17 protein-coding genes and 1 pseudogene are annotated in these 18601 nt (G+C 49.0%); 5 read left to right on the top strand and 13 right to left on the bottom strand.

Features of this window, described 5'->3' with window-relative positions:
* Positions 1-203: 203 nt before the first annotated feature.
* Complete coding sequence (locus tag AC27KL_RS07095) at positions 204-620, top strand: VOC family protein (RefSeq protein ID WP_487169271.1); 417 nt, start codon at positions 204-206, stop codon at positions 618-620.
* A gap of 79 nt (positions 621-699) precedes the next feature.
* Here the strand turns inward: AC27KL_RS07095 and AC27KL_RS07100 are convergent, their stop codons facing one another.
* The 3 genes from AC27KL_RS07100 to AC27KL_RS07110 form a co-directional block, all read right to left on the bottom strand.
* Complete coding sequence (locus tag AC27KL_RS07100; protein ID WP_487169272.1) at positions 700-1125, bottom strand: SRPBCC family protein; 426 nt, start codon at positions 1123-1125, stop codon at positions 700-702.
* Between the two features lie 75 nt (positions 1126-1200).
* Positions 1201-2157, bottom strand: a complete 957-nt coding sequence (locus tag AC27KL_RS07105) for a sigma-70 family RNA polymerase sigma factor (protein WP_487169273.1) — start codon at positions 2155-2157, stop codon at positions 1201-1203.
* Between the two features lie 302 nt (positions 2158-2459).
* Positions 2460-3407, bottom strand: a complete 948-nt coding sequence (locus AC27KL_RS07110) for a helix-turn-helix transcriptional regulator (protein WP_487169274.1) — start codon at positions 3405-3407, stop codon at positions 2460-2462.
* A 112-nt stretch (positions 3408-3519) separates the two neighbouring features.
* Between AC27KL_RS07110 and AC27KL_RS07115 the strand changes: the two genes are divergently transcribed.
* Together AC27KL_RS07115 and AC27KL_RS07120 are read left to right on the top strand one after the other, a co-directional pair.
* Complete coding sequence (locus AC27KL_RS07115; protein WP_487169275.1) at positions 3520-3951, top strand: VOC family protein; 432 nt, start codon at positions 3520-3522, stop codon at positions 3949-3951.
* A 49-nt stretch (positions 3952-4000) separates the two neighbouring features.
* Positions 4001-4297 carry an anthrone oxygenase family protein gene (locus AC27KL_RS07120; RefSeq protein ID WP_487169276.1) on the top strand — a complete coding sequence of 99 codons (297 nt, stop codon included), beginning with the start codon at positions 4001-4003 and terminating at the stop codon, positions 4295-4297.
* Between the two features lie 137 nt (positions 4298-4434).
* Here the strand turns inward: AC27KL_RS07120 and AC27KL_RS07125 are convergent, their stop codons facing one another.
* The 3 genes from AC27KL_RS07125 to AC27KL_RS07135 form a co-directional block, all read right to left on the bottom strand.
* Positions 4435-5889 (bottom strand): serine hydrolase domain-containing protein, encoded by a 1455-nt coding sequence (locus AC27KL_RS07125; protein ID WP_487169277.1) that lies wholly within the window; start codon positions 5887-5889, stop codon positions 4435-4437.
* A gap of 147 nt (positions 5890-6036) precedes the next feature.
* The gene (locus AC27KL_RS07130) at positions 6037-6717 is read right to left on the bottom strand and encodes a response regulator (RefSeq protein ID WP_487169278.1); all 681 of its coding nucleotides are present in this window, start codon (positions 6715-6717) and stop codon (positions 6037-6039) included.
* Positions 6692-7936 carry a sensor histidine kinase gene (locus tag AC27KL_RS07135; protein ID WP_487169279.1) on the bottom strand — a complete coding sequence of 415 codons (1245 nt, stop codon included), beginning with the start codon at positions 7934-7936 and terminating at the stop codon, positions 6692-6694. The genes AC27KL_RS07130 and AC27KL_RS07135 overlap by 26 nt, the downstream gene beginning before the upstream one ends.
* Positions 7937-8468: 532 nt before the next feature.
* On the opposite strand from AC27KL_RS07135, the gene AC27KL_RS07140 reads away from it, so the two are divergent.
* Positions 8469-10223: a glycoside hydrolase family 35 protein gene (locus AC27KL_RS07140; protein ID WP_487169280.1), complete on the top strand. Its 1755-nt coding sequence runs from the start codon at positions 8469-8471 to the stop codon at positions 10221-10223.
* Positions 10224-10261: 38 nt separating this feature from the next.
* Here the strand turns inward: AC27KL_RS07140 and AC27KL_RS07145 are convergent, their stop codons facing one another.
* The 7 genes and pseudogenes from AC27KL_RS07145 to AC27KL_RS07175 all read right to left on the bottom strand — a co-directional run bounded on the left by AC27KL_RS07145 (position 10262) and on the right by AC27KL_RS07175 (position 16347).
* Positions 10262-11155, bottom strand: a complete 894-nt coding sequence (locus AC27KL_RS07145; protein WP_487169281.1) for a cation diffusion facilitator family transporter — start codon at positions 11153-11155, stop codon at positions 10262-10264.
* 261 nt (positions 11156-11416) lie between these two features.
* On the bottom strand, positions 11417-12064 hold the full coding sequence (locus AC27KL_RS07150) for a metal-dependent hydrolase (RefSeq protein ID WP_339321483.1): 648 nt from the start codon (positions 12062-12064) through the stop codon (positions 11417-11419).
* 259 nt (positions 12065-12323) lie between these two features.
* Positions 12324-12527, bottom strand: a pseudogene (locus tag AC27KL_RS07155) (helix-turn-helix domain-containing protein); the annotation flags it as partial.
* Between the two features lie 172 nt (positions 12528-12699).
* Complete coding sequence (locus tag AC27KL_RS07160; protein WP_487169282.1) at positions 12700-13620, bottom strand: aldolase; 921 nt, start codon at positions 13618-13620, stop codon at positions 12700-12702.
* Positions 13621-13722: 102 nt separating this feature from the next.
* Complete coding sequence (locus AC27KL_RS07165) at positions 13723-13848, bottom strand: paeninodin family lasso peptide (protein ID WP_036713858.1); 126 nt, start codon at positions 13846-13848, stop codon at positions 13723-13725.
* Positions 13849-13864: 16 nt separating this feature from the next.
* Positions 13865-15814, bottom strand: coding sequence for an asparagine synthase-related protein (locus AC27KL_RS07170; protein WP_487169283.1), 1950 nt, complete (start codon positions 15812-15814; stop codon positions 13865-13867).
* A 98-nt stretch (positions 15815-15912) separates the two neighbouring features.
* On the bottom strand, positions 15913-16347 hold the full coding sequence (locus AC27KL_RS07175) for a VanZ family protein (protein WP_487169284.1): 435 nt from the start codon (positions 16345-16347) through the stop codon (positions 15913-15915).
* 171 nt (positions 16348-16518) lie between these two features.
* Between AC27KL_RS07175 and AC27KL_RS07180 the strand changes: the two genes are divergently transcribed.
* Positions 16519-18477, top strand: coding sequence for a glycosyl hydrolase family 28-related protein (locus AC27KL_RS07180; protein WP_487169285.1), 1959 nt, complete (start codon positions 16519-16521; stop codon positions 18475-18477).
* Positions 18478-18601 lie beyond the last annotated feature (124 nt).

Raw genomic sequence — 18601 nt, forward strand, 5'->3', positions numbered from 1 at the left:
CTAGCCAGTTGAGCTCGCGAAGAGTGCGAAACATAAAAACGACCGGCTATGCAGATGGGGGGATCGAGGGGATCCGAACTCAATATCTTTCAAAATTCACGCTTCCGAATCCATGAGACCGATGAATTCCCGGATCGGCTGTCGTCTATATAAACAAAGGCATAAATGAACACAAACTAATCTGACGAAGAGGTGTTTTGAAAATGGCATTAACGTCCGCATTCACGAGCTTCAACCTGCCTGTAAAAAACGTAGAACAATCGAAAGCGTTCTTCACCGGACTCGGATTCGAGCTCAACCCGCAATTCCCCGAGAGCGAGAATTCGGCAGCCATCGTGATCGGCGACAACCTGCAGGTCATGCTGATCAATCAAGCATTCTTTAATACGCTCACGGGGAAGGAATCCGTCGATACGAGCAAGTATGCGCAGATGACGGTCGCACTGGCCTTCGAGAGCCGGGAAAAGGTCGATGAAATCGTGAATACCGCGGTCTCCTTGGGCGGGAAATTGCACGCTGAACCTGAAGATCATGGGTTCATGTATCATTGGGGCTTCGTGGACTTGGATGGCCATCTGTGGGCCATTAACTACATGAACATGAATGCGGCACAAGGTTAAGGCTAACGGAGAAAACACTCGTACTAGGGTTCAAAATGAAAGACGCCGGGCATCTTCCCCGGCGTCTTTTTCGCGATGATTAGTTTTGTTCGGTATAGGCTTTGAAATTGTCCATGATCGCTTGCCAGCCTGCTTGCTGGAACTCGACGGGATTGGAGCTTTCCGCGTCGAACGTTTCAATGACCTTCGTCTTATTCCCTAGATCGATGAAAGCAATATCCACTCTTCTTCCGTCTCCCATGGTGTAGCCGATCGCCTCATGCCGATTCACGACATCGTAAACGCCGCCAAAATCAAAGCCCATGCTCCCATCCTTCGCTTCCATCCGTGTCACAAACTTGCCGCCGACCCGCAGATCGTTTTCGGCTCTCGGCGCATGCCAGTCCTCGGACGCTTGATTCCACTTCGTGATGTGATCCGGCTCGGTCCAATAGCGCCATACCTTCTCGACAGGGGCCTCTATGACGGCTTGCACGGTTACTTTCGTCGGTTGATTCGTTTCCATTTGATTGGACACCTCTTTCATCATATTCGTCGTTTGGTTATTCTCAATAATATAGACGTAAGCCAATGGCGAAATTCATCGGTCGAGTCGCTCAGGCAGCCCAAATCGCGAAAATAATTTTGTATTAATGAAGTTTTGAACGTGCAGAATTTGATTTTCTCTGGCCTCAATGACGTGGATGCCCCAGGGTACCAGGCTGGAGCCGTCTTTGTCCGGCATATACTGGGCCAGCGCAGGATAACCGCCATTCACCGTAATGGGCACAAATCGCGAACCTTCGCAATGCCAGCGAGTAAGCGAATAGAAGGCGGACAAATCTTCCTTGCCGCGGATCCACATCTCGAAGGGCGGCATCGACATGCAGCCTTCCTCGTGGAACAACGCGACGAGCGCAGCAATATCGAATTGCTCGAAGGCCTCCACATACCGGGCCAGCAACTGCTGCTCCGGTTGAACGTCCATGCTGCTGAGCTCATCCGAGCGGAGCTGCGCCCGGTCCAACGTCTCTCGGGCTCTTTGCAAGGCGCTGTTCACCGCTGCCGGCGACATTGCGAGCGTCTCCGCGATCTGCTTGGAGGACCATTCAAATACATCCTTCAAAATGAGTACCGCGCGCTGCCGCGGTGGCAAGGTCTGCAGAAGAGCGATGAAGCACAGTTGAAGGGTATCTCTGCGGACGAGCCGATCCTCCGGGTTGCCCCCAAAGTCGGGAGACGGCCAGATCCAGGCAGAGTCCGGCAGCGTGTCGCGCGGCTCGACGATGGCGACGGCCGGGTCGAACAGGTCGACGGGAAGCGCGCGGCGTTTGGATTGTCTCAGTTTGTCCAAGCACAGGTTGGAGGCAATCCTATAGACCCAGGTTTTGAACGAGGAATCCTGTCTGAACGTGCTCCAGCTCTGCCAGACCCGAATACTCGTCTCCTGAACGGCATCGTCCGCATCGTCCATCGAGCCTAGCATTCGGTAACAGAACGCGGTTAAGCCCGGCTTCAAGCTTGCAAATAATGTTTCGTCAAATGCGGTCTCGTTCATCGCGGCCTCCCTTAACGATCTCCCCGAAGGGGGATACCTTCATTTTTTTGCTACCTATCATTTCTTGGCCCATAGAAACCGCCGCGGGTATTTGCTCAATCATTGCGGTATGGAAGTGGATGGGGGAAGTCAGGGGGTTCATAAATCTTCTGCTACTCATCTTGTTTCACCTCTATCCGAAATTTTACCATGGTCCCGGTCCTCCAGGCCCAAAGGGTCCTCCGTCCGGTTTTAAGGAATATGCGTCGAGGAATTTAGGATGGCTCGTGGTGTAAACTGCAGCCTTGGCGCTGAGAGGATCCTTACCGATATTGAGCCATTATTTCGTCCAGCATTTCCCTCATAATATGGATCAACTCCTCTGGCGCTTTTACCTTTGCATCCGTACCCAATCCAATAAAAAATTGGCCGAAAAAGGGAAGGCTGCCCGCGGGGACAGGATTGCCGAGCCACCCCGTGCCGTCTTCTCGAACATGAATTTGCATTTTGTGCGGGGGCCACATTTCGGACTCGTATCTTTGCACCCCGGTCGCTGTAAGCTCGACATACAGTTCAAGATCGGGACTTTCCTGTTCCATGTAGGACTCCCAGTTTCCTGTATGCACATGCGTCAAATCGACCGCTTTCAGATCGGACAGTTCAACAGACCTAACCCGGTCACAGCGAAACAAGCGAATAGCGCGGCGGTGAAAGCAATAGGCCGGACAATACCAAAACCCGTTGCTGGCATAAATTCCGATCGGCTGAACATCTCTTGACCGCTTATGCTGCTTCGATTCGTACTCCATGCGCACCACTTTTTGATCGATCGCAGCATCCAGCAACACGCTCAAATAAGGCGTGCTTGCTTGTCTCATCGGCGTAACCAGATCAAACCGTTTCCGCATCCGATCGATACGGTCCCGAATATCATCCGACATATAAGAGTAAAATTTCCGCAACACTGAATCTGTTTCCGCCTCAAAGGGAAGATCAGCGAAGTGCCTCAAGGCATGGCTGGCAAAAAATACAGCGAGCGCCTCATCTTCCGTAAAAGCAACCGGGGGAAGCGTTCTCTCGTTAAGCATTCTATAGCCCCCATGCTGACCGACCTCCGAATAAAAAGGCACCCCCAGCGCGCTCAGCTCCTGCATATACCGCATAATCGTCCGCGTGGAAACTCCAAATTCACTGGCAAGCTCTGTGGCGTTGAAGGACTTCTTTTTGTTAATGGCCATCATAATCTCGATCAGTCTTTTGGACTTTGCCATAATTTACTCCTTTATATGAATCACGACAAGTATTGTCACTATAGTACGATATGATGCTAATGAAGTGAAGTCCAAAACCATTGGACCATTAAATTTATAAGGAGATGTTTACATGTCAATGCGTTCAACCTCGTTTATTATGCTGGATGGGCAAGCTGCGGAGGCGATTGAGTTTTATCAGGAAGCGTTGAACTCGAAATTGCTGTACAAAACGACGTATGGGGAAGGCAAGGATGCCGATGGTTTGCCTGAAGAAGCGAAAACCCGTATTGCCCATGCCGTGTTGCAAACCGGTGAAAATGATATGATGGTCGCTGATATTTTTCCGGGGCAACCTTATGCAGTTGGAGATCAGGTGAATATTTGCATTACAGCGACGCAACGAAGCGAGATTGAAGATATGTTTAATAAATTTAGTGAAAAAGGGCAAGTGTTGTTCCCGTTGCAAGAAACTGAATTCAGTCCCTGCTTCGGAATCGTAAAAGATCATTTTAACATCACGTTCCAATTCTTTCTGAATGATACAACAAGCAGTTGGAGCTAAAAAGAGCATCAATTCGACGATTCTACAATCGTCCTTTATGTGGGTTTTCATGGGCACAACGGTATTAAGTGTCGTATTGGGGATCGCTTCATTTATCAAAATGGGCAGAGCCAGCGCGATATACGTGATTGTTGGAAGCCTGCTCATAATCGTCGGCGTATTTATGGTTACGGCTATATTCAATGTTCCGCTCAACGATACTTTAGCCGCCGCGATTTCCGGTAGCTCGGAGGGGACTCAGACATGGCGGGAATATTTGGACAGTTGGGTGCGATGGAATCATTTGCGGACGATCGCATCAATTGGGGCGCTCATTTCATTCATATGCGCTATTCGCAGGTGGTAAGCTTGGTTCAATGTTAAGTCATATTCCTTGATGTGCTCCCCTTTAGGCAGGCAGGTGAAATAGCAGAACCTGTCTGCCAAGGGGAGTTTTTATATGTCCAAACTTACGAGTACTGCGGGATAGAAGAGTTAGCCATCCTATTTTCTATATACGAGCCTAGCGATTGTGTTAATGGTTAGAAGTGTCAGGAAACCGAGCAGAATCATAACCCCGTACAAAGTCGTATTTGGCATCCAGTCGTTAATAAAGCTCCAATCCGCATTGGGGAAAATAAAAGCAGGCAACCGGATCATAAGAACGTAGAGAAACACAAGAACCGATAGGAGAAGAAAGGAGATGAGGACCCGCAGCGGTCGCAACCGGAGAGTTATGCCTCCAGTCCGGATGGCTCTCCAGGTGTTGCCTATAAGCCAAAACATCACTAGGATTAGCAGACCCATGATCAAAATGATCGAAGAAGCAACCTGGTCGATCAAGAGATACATGTCCAAGCTTCCGCCCTTTAACGCGGGCTGTCCCTTCAACAAAGACATGATTCCCTCGCCAATGGTTGTTGTGTAGGTCGAATTCAAATTGGCCAAGACGACAACGCCTGTTCTTTCCCGGGAGTCCATCACAATAAAAGAAGAGTAATTCTCCAGATTCCCAGCGTGCTGCGTCTGACTGGAAACCGTATCGAATTCCCAGCCGCCGTAATAATGAAAGGGAGTCGCAACTGTCGGATGAACAACCTCATAGCCGTCGACACGTTCAATTCCTAAGTTGAATCTCAGCCACTTTTCCATGTCTGTCCCGTTCGTAATAATTGAACCCGCAGGGGCTTGGCTTAAACTGTAGGGAACTGAATATGGGCTTGCCCCGAAAAATGAAGCCTTGTATCCCGTTGCCAGATTGTGCGGTAACCGTTGCCCGCGAACGTTCGTATGCTGAAGACCAAGCGGTTTGAAAATATGATCTTTCATGTAGTCCTCATAAGACTGACCCGAGACGTTCTCGATAAGAAGGCCTAAGATGTTAAAGTTCACGTTCGAGTAAGCATACTTTTCGCCAGGAGAGGAGTTCAAGGAGGCGTGTGCCAACTTCATTACACCTTGTTCCAAAGCATCCTTGTCCGAAGAGGCGGGAATATCGATGAATGTCTCCGTGCCAAATCCGCTCGTGTGCTCCATCAATTGATTGAGCGTAATCTCCGCAGGAGCCTGACGGTACCGAACTTGGAACCAAGGAAGATAGAAAGAGACCGCCTTATCTAATTCCAATAGATGTTGATCGGCAAGATGTGTAATCGCCAGTCCCGTAAATGATTTAGACAACGAACCCAGTTGGAATTTCGTGTCCATCGTGACTTTTCGCTTGGACTGCGTATCCGCGTAACCGAATCCTTTGCTCATTACCGTACGGCCGTTTTTGACGACGACTAGAGAGACGCCGGGAATTTTGCCTTTGGCCATATGATCGCGTACCATTTGCTCGATTTGCTGGTTATAACCGTTTACATCATCGCTTTGAAGCCGGGAATCAGCGTAGACATGACTATAGCTTGCAGTTAGTACAACAAAGATGGACAGCAGAATCCAGATGGGTCTGAACAAGTTGAAACGCCTCTTTCCATTTCGTGTTTATCGATCTGGAAATAAGCATAACAAAATCAATAACCGATCGAATCTGTAATCCGATAGAACATGCATGTAAACGAACGTATGCATTTCCATACTTATGGCATAGGACTATGCACAAAGTCATGTTTCAGGTATCGTGATACCGCGTTGCACAGCGAAGATCGCCACTTGCGTCCGATCGCGCAACTCCAGTTTGGAGATGACGTTGGAGACATGATTCTTCACGGTTCCTTCGGTAATGATCAATTCGTCTGCAATTTCTTTATTGTTCAACCCGCGGCCGATTAATCGAAGTACTTCCATCTCTCGAACCGATAATTGCTCGATCAAGGATGAACCGGGATCGTCTCTAATAACGGAATTGCCATTGATTCTGCTCTCGCGCTTCTTCCATTCCTCGAGAATGCGGGCTGTTATGCTCGGTTGCAGCACGGTTCCTCCTGAATGGATGGTGTGAATGGCTCTGACGATCGCTTCCGATGGCATATCCTTTAGAAGATAGCCGTTAGCTCCCTGTTCTAGCGCCCTGACAATAAGCTCGATATCCTCGAACGTCGTCAACACCATCACTTTGACTTCCGGCAAGTGACTGCGAATCAGTCGCGTACCCTCCACACCATCCACGGCTGGCATGCGAATGTCCATCAGAACAATGTCCGGACGCAGCCCCAAGGCCTTCTCGTAAGCTTCTTTGCCGTCTGATGCGGTACCCACCACCTTAATATATGGGTCCAAACTGATGAGGGCGGACAATCCGTCCCGCATTAGACGTTGATCATCGGCAACCAGCACTTGAATCATTCATTTCGCCTCCATCCATTTTTATCTCATCCAACGGGATTGTAACCCGCACTTCGAATCCTTCTTCGGGACCTGTTACAATCCGCAGAGTTCCACCATGTTCATGGACCCGTTCCCGCATATTTAACAAGCCGAATCCTGGGGAATATTCGGGATTTCCAAGCCCGTTATTGAGGATGCTCACATCAATCCCATGTTCCGCGCAGCGGAGAGTCACCCAAACTTGCGAAGAATCTCCGTGTTTCCGGGCATTGGTCAACGATTCCTGAACAATCCGAATGAGGGTGAGACGCAACGCTTCGGACACATCTGGAAAATGGGGATCCACCTCGACCGAAACTTGCATACCTGTTAACTCCGCGAACTGTCCAGTCAACCTTGTGACCGATTCGGCAAAAGTCAAACCGTTGTCCTCTTCGCGTATAGTACGTACCGAGAGTCTAACCTCGTGTAGTGCGGAGCGAACCAGATCCTCACATTGCTGCAGGCACTCTCGGCTTTTCTCAGCATCGGATGCTTGCAGCTTTCTGGCCAAGTCAAGTTGAATCAGAAGAGCGATCAAATTGTGTCCAACCGTGTCATGGATCTCTCTTGCAATGCGAATCCTTTCTCGGCTGACGGATAACTCTTCTACTTGTAGGGAATACTCAGTCAACTGTCTATACGAGTTCTCCAGTTCCTTATGCAAGCGCATGGTTTCAATCCTCGATTGTTTATAATAACGAATTAAAGATCCGATTAGACCTGCAAATACCACGAACGATCCATTCACAATATAATAGGCGCCTTCTATGTTCCCGTATTGATGCAGTTGAATCAGAATTAGAATGAGGATATTCACTCCGAAGAATATGTACCAAGCGATCATAACCCACCGGGATTGAACGAACATAAAGAGGAACAAGCTGGATAAACCCATGAACAGCAGATCAGGAGATTCTTCGTTCAGAAAAACATAGGAGTATGAGGTCGTAATGGCAATATCAATGCAGGCTGTTACGATTCTCTTCCATTTATCCTTAACCACCGGATAGAGAAAATGAACAGGAACAAACAGAACGATGCAGCCGATAATGAAGTAGTTCTTCCAAGCAGGAGTTGGAAACTTGATCAATAGATACATTAAACTAAGCACAAGAAAATAACTTAACCGAATCATCGTTAAAAGAACGTAACTGGGGGGCTCATTGGATTGCTTTTTCTTAGTCAATTCTGTCATGGGCAAGTACCTCGACGTCAATAATAAATATGATGTGAATTATACCATTACATCGTTTCCGCGATCCGTAAGAAAGTCATAGTAGAAGGTACTTCTGGAGATTTGCAGGGCAGAAAGACTAAGTTCATACTCTCTGGCAATCGCTGCCCTTAAGCTTTCAATTTTCATATACCTGGACCATTGATTTTTTAAAATCTGCTGTAAATGGACGTCTGAGTTTTGGCATAGCAGACCCGCTCCTAGTATTATTCTCTTCATTCTACTAGCCCCTATTTTTTCTGTCCAACTAAATGCGCACGATCCTTAACTCATTTCAAACCTGCATATGGCGGGTTGTTCATTGGAGAAGTGTATAACTCGTGCCGCTGTTCATCCCGGAGGCCAGATGCTCGGCGGGGTCAAGGGCTGATTTTTGCGGAAAAATTGTCAAAATAGTTCTCCCATTAACCCTCATTCTGGCTTATAATAAGCCGGATAGGGCTATTGGCAGGAAAGGCCAAAAAAAGGCACCGAGAGGGAGAGATCGAACGTAATGGCAGAATTCAAGGTTCAAGGAAACGATTTTGTTTATGAAGGGGAACCCCTTCGCATTTTTTCCGGTTCCATCCATTATTTCCGCGTGGTACCTGAATATTGGCGCGACCGGCTGCTGAAGCTGAAAGCCTGCGGTTTTAACACGGTCGAAACGTACGTGGCGTGGAACATCCACGAACCGGAAGAAGGAAAGTTCGTGTTTGACGGATTGGCGGACATCGAAGCGTTCGTCCGGTTAGCCGGCGAATTGGGGCTTCATGTCATCGTGCGTCCAAGCCCGTACATATGCGCCGAATGGGAATTCGGCGGACTTCCTGCCTGGCTGCTGGCCGATTCCTCGATGCGGCTTCGCTGCTTCGACCGCGCGTTCCTGGACAAGGTCGACCGTTATTTCGACGAGCTGCTGCCAAGATTGAAACCGCTTCAATGCACGAACGGCGGCCCGATCATCGCCATGCAGATCGAAAACGAATACGGCAGCTACGGCAATGACAAGCAATATTTGAATTACTTGAAAGAAGGCATGATCAGCCGCGGCATCGACGTGCTGCTGTTCACCTCCGACGGCCCGGAAAACCATATGCTTCAAGGCGGCATGGTGGAAGGCGTGCTGGAGACGGTCAACTTCGGTTCCAGAGCAAAGGAGGCGTTCGCGAAGCTGCGCGAATACCAGCCGGAAGGCCCGTTGATGTGCATGGAGTTTTGGAACGGCTGGTTTGACCATTGGACGGAGGAGCATCACACCCGCCCGGCCGAAGACGTGGCGAAAGCGCTCGAAGAGATGCTGGAGGAAGGCGCATCGGTGAACTTTTACATGTTCCATGGCGGCACCAATTTCGGGTTTTACAACGGGGCCAACCACGGCCAGCAGTTCGAGCCGACGGTCACGAGCTACGATTACGATACGCTGCTGAGCGAGTGGGGGGATCCGACGCCGAAGTTTTATGCCGTACGCGAGGTGCTTTCCCGTTACACGGACCTGCCGGAGCTGGAATTGCCTGAGCCGATCCGCAAAAAGGCGTACGGCACCGTGCAGATGACGGAACTGGCCGGATTGTTCGGCCAGCTGGATCGGTTGTCGCAGCCGATCCGCAGGGCGTGTCCGGAGCCGATGGAGAAGTTAGGCCAAAATTATGGCTTTATCCTTTATTCCACGCGGATCAGCGGTCCGCGGCACGGCTTTGAGCTGGTGCTCCAGGACGTGCGCGACCGGGCGCTGGTATTCGCGAACGGCGAATACAAAGGCACGGTGGAACGCTGGAACCCGGCAGGCATTCCGCTTGAAATCCCGGCCGAAGGGCTGCAGCTCGACGTGCTCGTGGAAAACATGGGCCGCGTCAACTACGGCCCGTTGATGAGGGATCCGAAGGGCATTACGGAAGGCATCCGCCTCGGCAACCAGTTCCTGTACGACTGGACGATCCGTCCGCTGCCGCTCAGCGACTTGTCGGCGTTGTCTTTTGCGCCGCTGAAGGAAGAAGCTTCCGTTAAGGGCGGAGCGCCGGCCTTTTACAAGGGAACGTTCGAAGTCGATGACAAGGCGGATACCTTTATCCGTTTGGACGGCTGGACGAAAGGCGTCGTCTATATTAACGGCTTCAATCTCGGACGATACTGGGAAGCGGGACCGCAGAAGGCATTGTACATTCCGGCGCCGCTGCTGAAGACAGGCAGCAACGAGCTTGTCGTTTTCGAGCTTCACGGAACAAGCAATCCGGAAGTCAGCTTGGTGGACGTGCCGGATCTCGGATAATAAACAGGGACTGTCCCGATCTCGGGGCAGTCCCTTTCTTATTCTTCCTCTCCGTCCGCGTACCACGGATTCAAATGCACCATGACGTCCCCGACGTGCTTCATCCGCTTCATGATGCTTTGCTTCACCTCGCGGCTTACGTCATGTCCTTCCTTCACGGTCAATTGATTCGGGACGCTGACCTTCACGTCCACGATAATCGCATTGCCGAGCTCCCGGGCGCGGATGCTGTCCACCCGTTTGACGTTCGGAACCGAATAAATGATCGCGGTCAGCTGTTCCAGCTGCTCGTTCGTGACGTTTTTGTCCATCAAAATGTCGATGGCTTCGCGTCCCATTTTGTAGCCGAGCCGGATGACGAGATAAGAGACGATAATGCCCGCGGCGGAGTCGCCGTATTCCGTATACGCGATATGGTATTTGTCGCCGATCAGCGCGATGCCGATCCCGATCACGGCTGCTGACGAAGCGTAGACGTCGGCAATATGGTCATAGGCGGTCGCGATCAGGCTGCGGCTGTTTTCCGCTTTTCCGATCCGGATGCAGTACATGTACAGCGCCTGCTTCCACGCCAAGGAAACAAAAGCGGCGACCAGCGATATCCAGCTGGCTGCGGCGGGGGGCGAAAAAAAGGATTCGACGGACTTGTAAACCATCAGCAGCGCCGCCATGATCAAAATGATGGACACCAGTCCGGAAGCAATCGCTTCGGCTTTGCCGTGGCCGTAAGGATGGTCTTCATCGGCCGGTTTCCTGGCGACGAGGGCGGAAGTCAAGGCGGCAACGGTTGCCACGACGTCCCCGGCGTTGTGAATCCCGTCCGCGACGAGAACTTTACTATTAAATACAAGACCCGTGACGATTTTGAGCGCCGTCAGCACCACGTTACTGATCAAGCTGATCCAAACGGCAACAATGGTTTTATTGGCCACCTGCTCTACTCCTTAAGGCAAATTAAAAATCGTTCGACCTCTTACAATATGTACCATTCATAGCGGAGAGCTTCAAGTTAAAAGTATTCTGCATATGAATAAATGTTATTCATTCCGGAAGGAACGGGCTGCCTGTTTTTGGTGAACCACGAAAAAACTCTCCCGGCGCGCACATTCCCTGCATAGGGGTGTGCTTTTGGCGCTTGGAGAGCTTTTTGGATCATTTTTGAATGGGACGCTTGTGCTGCTGGCGATGTTTGTTTACGCAATCGGAATTTTGAACGATTTTTTGATGATGGGGTACAGCCACTTCACGCCGCTTGGCGTCAGCGAATCGGCGACCAGATGCGACAGGTATCCGGCGGTGGCCACCAGCATGATGCCTTCCACCTGAAGCTGCTCCTCTAAGCCCGAACCTATGTATGCCCATAGTCCCAGCGCCCAGACCGTGTGCGTTAATCCCCGGTGCTTCAGCCAAGGGGCGACCGCCACGAACAACCCGAATCCGAGAAGCCACGTCATCTGATGGGACAGGCCGATATACGCAAGCGCGCAGCCGATCACGCTGACAAGGATGTTGCGCATGAGTCCGTCTTTAATAATCAGGCCGAGCAAAAACAAGCTAAGCGCCGCGAGCGAATATTCCACGACAAACAGATGTTTCGCGAAATAAAGCCAGATAAGCATGACGATCAGAAGCAGGCCTGACCAGTACAGCATCTCCCGCAGCCACTTGGAAAACTGCCCGATCTTTGAACTGAGCATGCTGGGCCCGTCCAGATCGGGGCTGAGCGCCGACAACGCGGAAACCGCGATATAAAGCGCGGCATGCTGCAGCGTAAAGGGATAATGGGCAGCCGCAGCCGCTCCGATGGCGACGCCGATCGCCATATGCGTTGAACCTTTCATGATGCCTCCTCTGACTGACCACGTGGATATAGGCAAACATATGTTTGCTATCCTATTATACATGCCGGGAGCGAGGCGCGCAAAGGTTCTTTTGATAAAAAAGGAAGTCTTATAGAACAGCTAGTTGTGGATCAATATGTATGTATTCCGTATCCAAGTCTAACCAATGCCAATGTATCCGCTTTAAATTTGTTGCAGGCCGTGCGTTGCGGAGGGTTCATTCTTTCGAATCGGCGGGTTCCGTTCCGGCCGAATCCTTGGGCGACGCCCCCCTTCCCAAAAGGTAATCAATTGAAACCTGAAACAGATCAGCCAGCCGGTCCAACGTTTCATAGTCCGGCTTTCTCCGGTTTTTCTCGTAATGAGACAGCGCCGCTCTGCTGATGCCGATCGAGGCAGATAACTGCTCTTGAGTCCAACCTTTCTGCTCCCGCAACTCTGCGATCCGGTGACCGTTTTTCATTCGTTCCCACCCTCCGTACATGATTCCAAGGCAATCAACTCATGCTTGGTGTGATACAAAACTGTATTTTGAAAATAACGATGCCATCAATGAGCCATTCCCAATTGAAGACGAAGAACCTGACAATCCAGACAATGGCTATCAAGTTTGAGCAGTAAACAAAGTCTTCCGGTTAGCCATTGATCGTATCAAGGATCATGCTTGTCAGTTGATGTACCGTTTGCCCGTGCAATGGGCGTCGAAGCTGATAAAAGTCTGTCACGCCTGCCAGGCGTGCCGTCGTTTCAAAGTGCCATGTCGTTAAACCGCTGTTTGGAAGGAAAAAATTCCGATATGTATGGCGATGCAGAAGCGGCAAGCGCTCAAGCTTTCCAACCGGCCGGATCTCGGCGTGGCTGCATTCAGTCTTCATCAATTCGAAAATACCTGCTAGTGGAAATGCGCTTGCTGAAAAGCGGGAATCTACCGGAATGGCGAATTTCGTTTCGCGCTCGAATAATGGGCGATACCTGTCCGAACGCATGCCGAAAGCATCAAGACTCTCCTGCCAAAGCTTCTGTTGCGGGTAGGAGGGGGTGACATATGGAATGTTTCGATGATCCAGTGTAACCGCGATAACATCATCGGTCAATAAATGAAACCCTCTATGCAGAAAAGCGGAAGCCAACGTCGATTTGCCGTGACCGGAATGACCGACGAAAGCATAAGCTTTATTATCGATGACAATGGCACTGCCATGTAAGGGAAGGACCCTTCTTTGCAGAAGAACGGCTCCCATGCATGTACCCAGCACGTATAATCTGATTTTATCTTCATCCGCATTTTGTTCGGGGGAAATGGTGATGGACGTTCCTCCATCTACGGCAAATATGGCCACATCAGGGACCCAAAACATGATCCGATCTTCGGTAACCGATACTTTTTTTGGTAGCTCAGAAAGTCTATTGCGGTTGTTTGATAAATCGGCATAACGAATAAATATGTCAGCGGTACAAGTAGCGGACCCTAATTTTTTTAATTCGGGCAAGGGAATATCACTCTGAATAGAGTACCCGAATGCGGTATATATGTCGTGCTTTGCCGTTATCAACAAATGCGCTCACTCCATCGTCTAGAATGATGAGAGGGGGTAACCCTTTACCCGTTAAGGCGCTATGAGTTTCCCCCTTTAATTTAAGAACGTTTGCTTTATGTACTAGCTATGATGTACAGTTTCGTCTGGATCTGGTTGTACTCCGTCCGGGAGTGCTTCGCCGGGACCTGCCATCGTCATGTTCACATCAAGGATTTCTAAAGCGGGTGCTTGCCATTCTTTCTTCATGGTTTATCACCTCCTTTCAAAAGTTATTTTGTAGAAAACGATACAGGATTAAGCTCCGCATCAATAACTTGATGGAAGGGCCGTAGGCCTGATTGGGGCTAATGCCTTGGCGTGCTTCCTCCAAAGCACTTTCCAGGACAGGCATGTTTATGATTTGCTGCATTCGCGAATCGCTTCTTAAGCGGCCGAGTTCGCCAACAAAAGCAGGCCAATCCTTTGACATTCTATGGATCGAATCGGCGGCCTGAATGCCCCTTGTTCGCTGATTAAGCCGAATGGAGTCCGGAAGCCAACCTTTGGTGGAACGCCGGATTAAAGCCCGATCCATGCCATCCTGAACGAATTCTTCCATCGGGACGGACAGGCAAAAACGAATAACCCGCAGGTCGTTGGTAGGATCATGGCCATATACGGAGTAACGAAGGGAGAGCTTGCATCCGGTCGTTCCGGTCGTGCTCCACATATTTACGCGTTCAAAATGTTGTTTTCTCGCCTCAAGCGGATCCGATGGGAGGTCCGACGTTGAGCCGATCCTCGTAAATTTGTCATCTTTGAGTTTTTCGTCAATGCCTGTTTGCTTTGCAAAATCCAAATTGATTAATGTCGGAATCTCATTTGAAGAACGGAAAGGTCTCAAATGATTCATCATTGGGAATGCCTTTCGGCATACGGCGGAATAAAGGCGTTTGCGTCCGATTCCGGCATTTTTGCTGTACATATTGACCTCGCGCTTCAATCGAAGCCAGCTAATGTTCCTCATTAGTTTGGCGTAGTATTCGATTGCAGGCCCCCAAGAAATGCTATAGTTCCCTCTTGAACCTTGAAGCAGAACCCCTATCCCTTGCTGTTTCGCTTCTTCGTAAATGCCTCTTAACCAAAAAGTGTTGTCGAAAAATTTATATGGAGTTTCCAACATGTCGAGCCAATCATCAATTTCCGAAAAGGGACTTCTTCCTTTAAAGTCCAGATAATGATCATGAATATTGCCTACGAATTGTACAGTCTGTTGAATGAGCGGCCTTTCATCGGCCAATCGATGCTTGGGTGTCCAATCCGAAAATCCTTCTTCGGGCACATAACTGAACGTATGAAGTTTACGGTGTTCCTTAGCCAGCGCTCGGGCAGCGAAGCTGACAACGGACCCGGAGTCCAACCCTCCGCTTAGATGGGCGCCGATATTTTGACGGGTACGCCTTAGCCTAGCTGTTACCGCCTTGTTGTAGACTTCCTGAAACGCTTCCACATATTCCTGGGAGGAAGCAAGCCTTAAAGGGGCAACATCTGCCAGGCTGTTGTATCTGCAAATGGTCACTTGATTATTCTTGATGGTCAGGGTATGCGATGGGGGCAGTTGTTCTATACCTTTATAAACGGTGGTTGAAAGATCAGGCGGTTCGAAGACACCGCTTATGGCAAGAAATTCGGCCAGCCATCGATCGTTTAGCTCTTTATTTATGTAAGGTAGCGATAATAAAGGTGCAATTACTGTGCAAAACGATAGCTGATGGTTGTCACGGTGAAAATAGAGTGTTCGCGATCCCGAGAAGTCTCTTGCTCCGAAAAGCTTTTTCTTTCTCTCGTCCCAAACAACAAAAGCAAAATCTCCTACCAGCCGCTCGACCATTGGTTCGCCCCATTTTTCATAAGCCCGCAGTAAGATCTCGCTGTCCGTGAGATTTCCCCTTAAGGAATGGGGGATTTCCAACTGTACCATCAATTCATCGCGGTTATCGATGATGGCATCTGCAGTAATGGCGAGGCCGCGCTTCGAATCGTAGTAAGGCAACGTTTCCTGAGAGGACTGGCCGGTCAACCATTGTGCATGACAGCCCAGCATCACATGGTCCTTTTGCCAAACCGCGGTTTGATCGGCCGGATAATGTTCCAATGCATCCATCATAAGGTGGCAATGTTCAGGTTGCACAGGATGTTGGTTAAATCGGTAGATGCCGGCGATTGCGCTCATTGAATTTTCCTCCATTGGTTAACGCCTAGCGACATGCGCTGGTAAAGTCATCTACTTTCGGATATATCATACAACATGTTACATTATGTATCAATATTTTATTGTGATTTATTTTTATTTCTTATCGACCTTGCATCTTTCCGAGCAACCTGCAAAATTTTGCAACCTAGAAAGGCGAGATAAACACCAGTTGTATCGATCAGGGCATCGTAAATCCGGCCTCCCCGAAAAAAATACAGCTGAAGAATTTCCGTCATGACAGCGTAAAGGATCGAGAGAAAAAATGCCGGTCTGTATTTGCCGAAATTGGAGCCGATGACCGCAAGGATAAAGAAGCCTGCGAGATGGCCTGCTTTTCGTTGAACCCAATCCGCACTCGACCAGTGAAAATCAAATTTCATTAGTTCAAGCCAATCCGGGGAGGGGTTAAACCTAAAATCAACGATATGATGGTGGATGAGCATATGGAAATTAAGCGAGCAAGTAAAGATTAAAAGGATTAACGCCCACACGACGGTCAAAACAATGCGCATAGTTACTCCCTTGTCGAAATGTAATCTTGAGGATACATATCGTATCATTTGAACAGAAAGTATCACAACTGCAGTCTTATTTCAAGGCTTTTCATTTTTTATGAACGTTGGGAATTTGTACTGAACCATTTATGGAATGGATGATTACTATAGGAGTAAGGAGGAGATCATATGACGGGTCCGTATACGAATTTCATGAAAATGAAAAAGTGGTCGGGAAATGAAACGATCGCACCCCAAGATCTAAGCTCTAATTTTGAAAAGCTCGATGATGATTTGGCAAACCGCGGTATCAATGTTAAATGGTTTGGGGCTGTCGGAGACGGGGTTACGGATGATACGGCGGCTTTCCAGGCTGCGATGGCAGCCTGTGCGAAGCGGTATAAACTATTTATGCCTGCTGGCGATTACCGGATCAGACAAACGATCGAGAACAATAGCCGGGGGATGTACGGTGTTGCGCCTTTTGTGGATAGCAAGCATCAAGGCACCCGTCTCATTTGGGACCCGATCGACAAAACAACGGACTTGCTCCCCTGTATACGAATCCAAGACGGAGGGATTAAAGCCGTATTCGAGGACTTCTCCGTTCATGGCGTTGTAGATTACAACTCTAAACAACTTGGAACTTGGGTAGATAAGGCATTATTCGAACAAAACTTGTATGAAGCTTTTGCAGTAGGGGCAGCGGCTATTGAGATAGCCGGTTCTTCTAATCCGATATTCAGGAACATCGCTACATCGAAAGTGAAGGTCGGACAATTGTTGAATAATATGAATGGGCATATATCTTCATACGATTGCATGTGGAATGGATTCATCGGTGTCTATTGCCGAAACAATTCAGGAGATTATTTTTTTCAAGGCGGGACGATTACGGGAGCATTTACGGGAGTCCTGTTGGGTACCAAGTTGGCTGCGGGCCATCGCGGGGGATTCAGTGCGCTTATTCATAGGACGCATCTTGGTTTTTCGCCGTATGCCATTTACCAGACCATTGACGGTGGACTGGAGGATTATAACAAAGCTCCTACGGTGCTAGGGTTAAGCGGAATATATATGAATGCCCAATTTGAACAATGCGGGGAAGCGGCAATAAAATTGCTTCCTAAATCGACCACCTCTAATATAAGAATATTTGGTTTCGGATTTACGTGGTCGGTAACAAGTTATTCAAATACTTCATCGGGCTGGGAATATGCGCTGCCGGATGATCTGAAACCGCCAAGCGAAAAACAGCAGTATGCAGCTTGGTTCGGAACGGTTTCAACGCCAGCAACATTCACGGATGACCTCGGTAAATTGAAGAAATCCACTGCGCCGGGGGCCGTTGGATCGGCCTATATCGATACATTAACTGGAGACAGGGAATCCGACCTCTCCGGATTGTCGATTGCCGATACCGTTATTCGGAGAAAGGTGACGCCTTTATACAAATCCGTTGACTTGCAGGCTCGCATGCAAGAAAGAGAGCATCGGGCGCTTATGCCGGTTTCGGCTCCAAATTTGCTTAGAAATCCGGAAGTGCTGTCGAATTGGACGGTGGCAAACGGATCAATCAGTTTAGTCACGACCGATCAAGTACCTGTACCCATTTCAAACGAAATGAAACAAGTTATTGGCAACAATCCCGCAATACTAAAAGTAACGCCTGACGGAACCGAATATCCGAGCCTCAGGATTAAATTCAATGCACAAACATTACCATTCCACGGCGATGCCAATCGTAATTTGGCCATGCAATATTTTATACTTGAAACCGAGTATACAAACGCCAGCGACTATATGTCGATCGGGCGGATTGCAGCCCAGAATGGGGAGTACATTTTTAATGATGCTGCCGCTTGGAGGGACAAAGGCTGGAAACATCTTCGAGGGAGAGAAATGGCAAGCAAGACAGGCTTGTTGTATGAATTCAGCATCGGATTCATCCCGAAAAAAGGCGAAACCTATATTGCTGGCGTGATGGTGACATGGGACCATATCGGTTCATATTCCCCATACCCCCATCACTATGTAGCAGGGCCACTTGAAATTGGCGGACAAGGGATTATACTGACCGATTCCGTGACGAACAGTAGGTATCAACTTACCATCCATAACGGCAATTTGCAGATTACTCCGGTATGATAAACGTTTTCAAAAAATCAAGTATGGCTCACGCACAGTTGGTTTTTGTTGATTCATTCAACATGACCAACTTTTTTATTTCAAAAAAATGAAAATCCATTCTTGACATGATACAGATTGTATC

The sequence above is a fragment of the Paenibacillus sp. YAE3 genome (genome assembly GCF_057546105.1).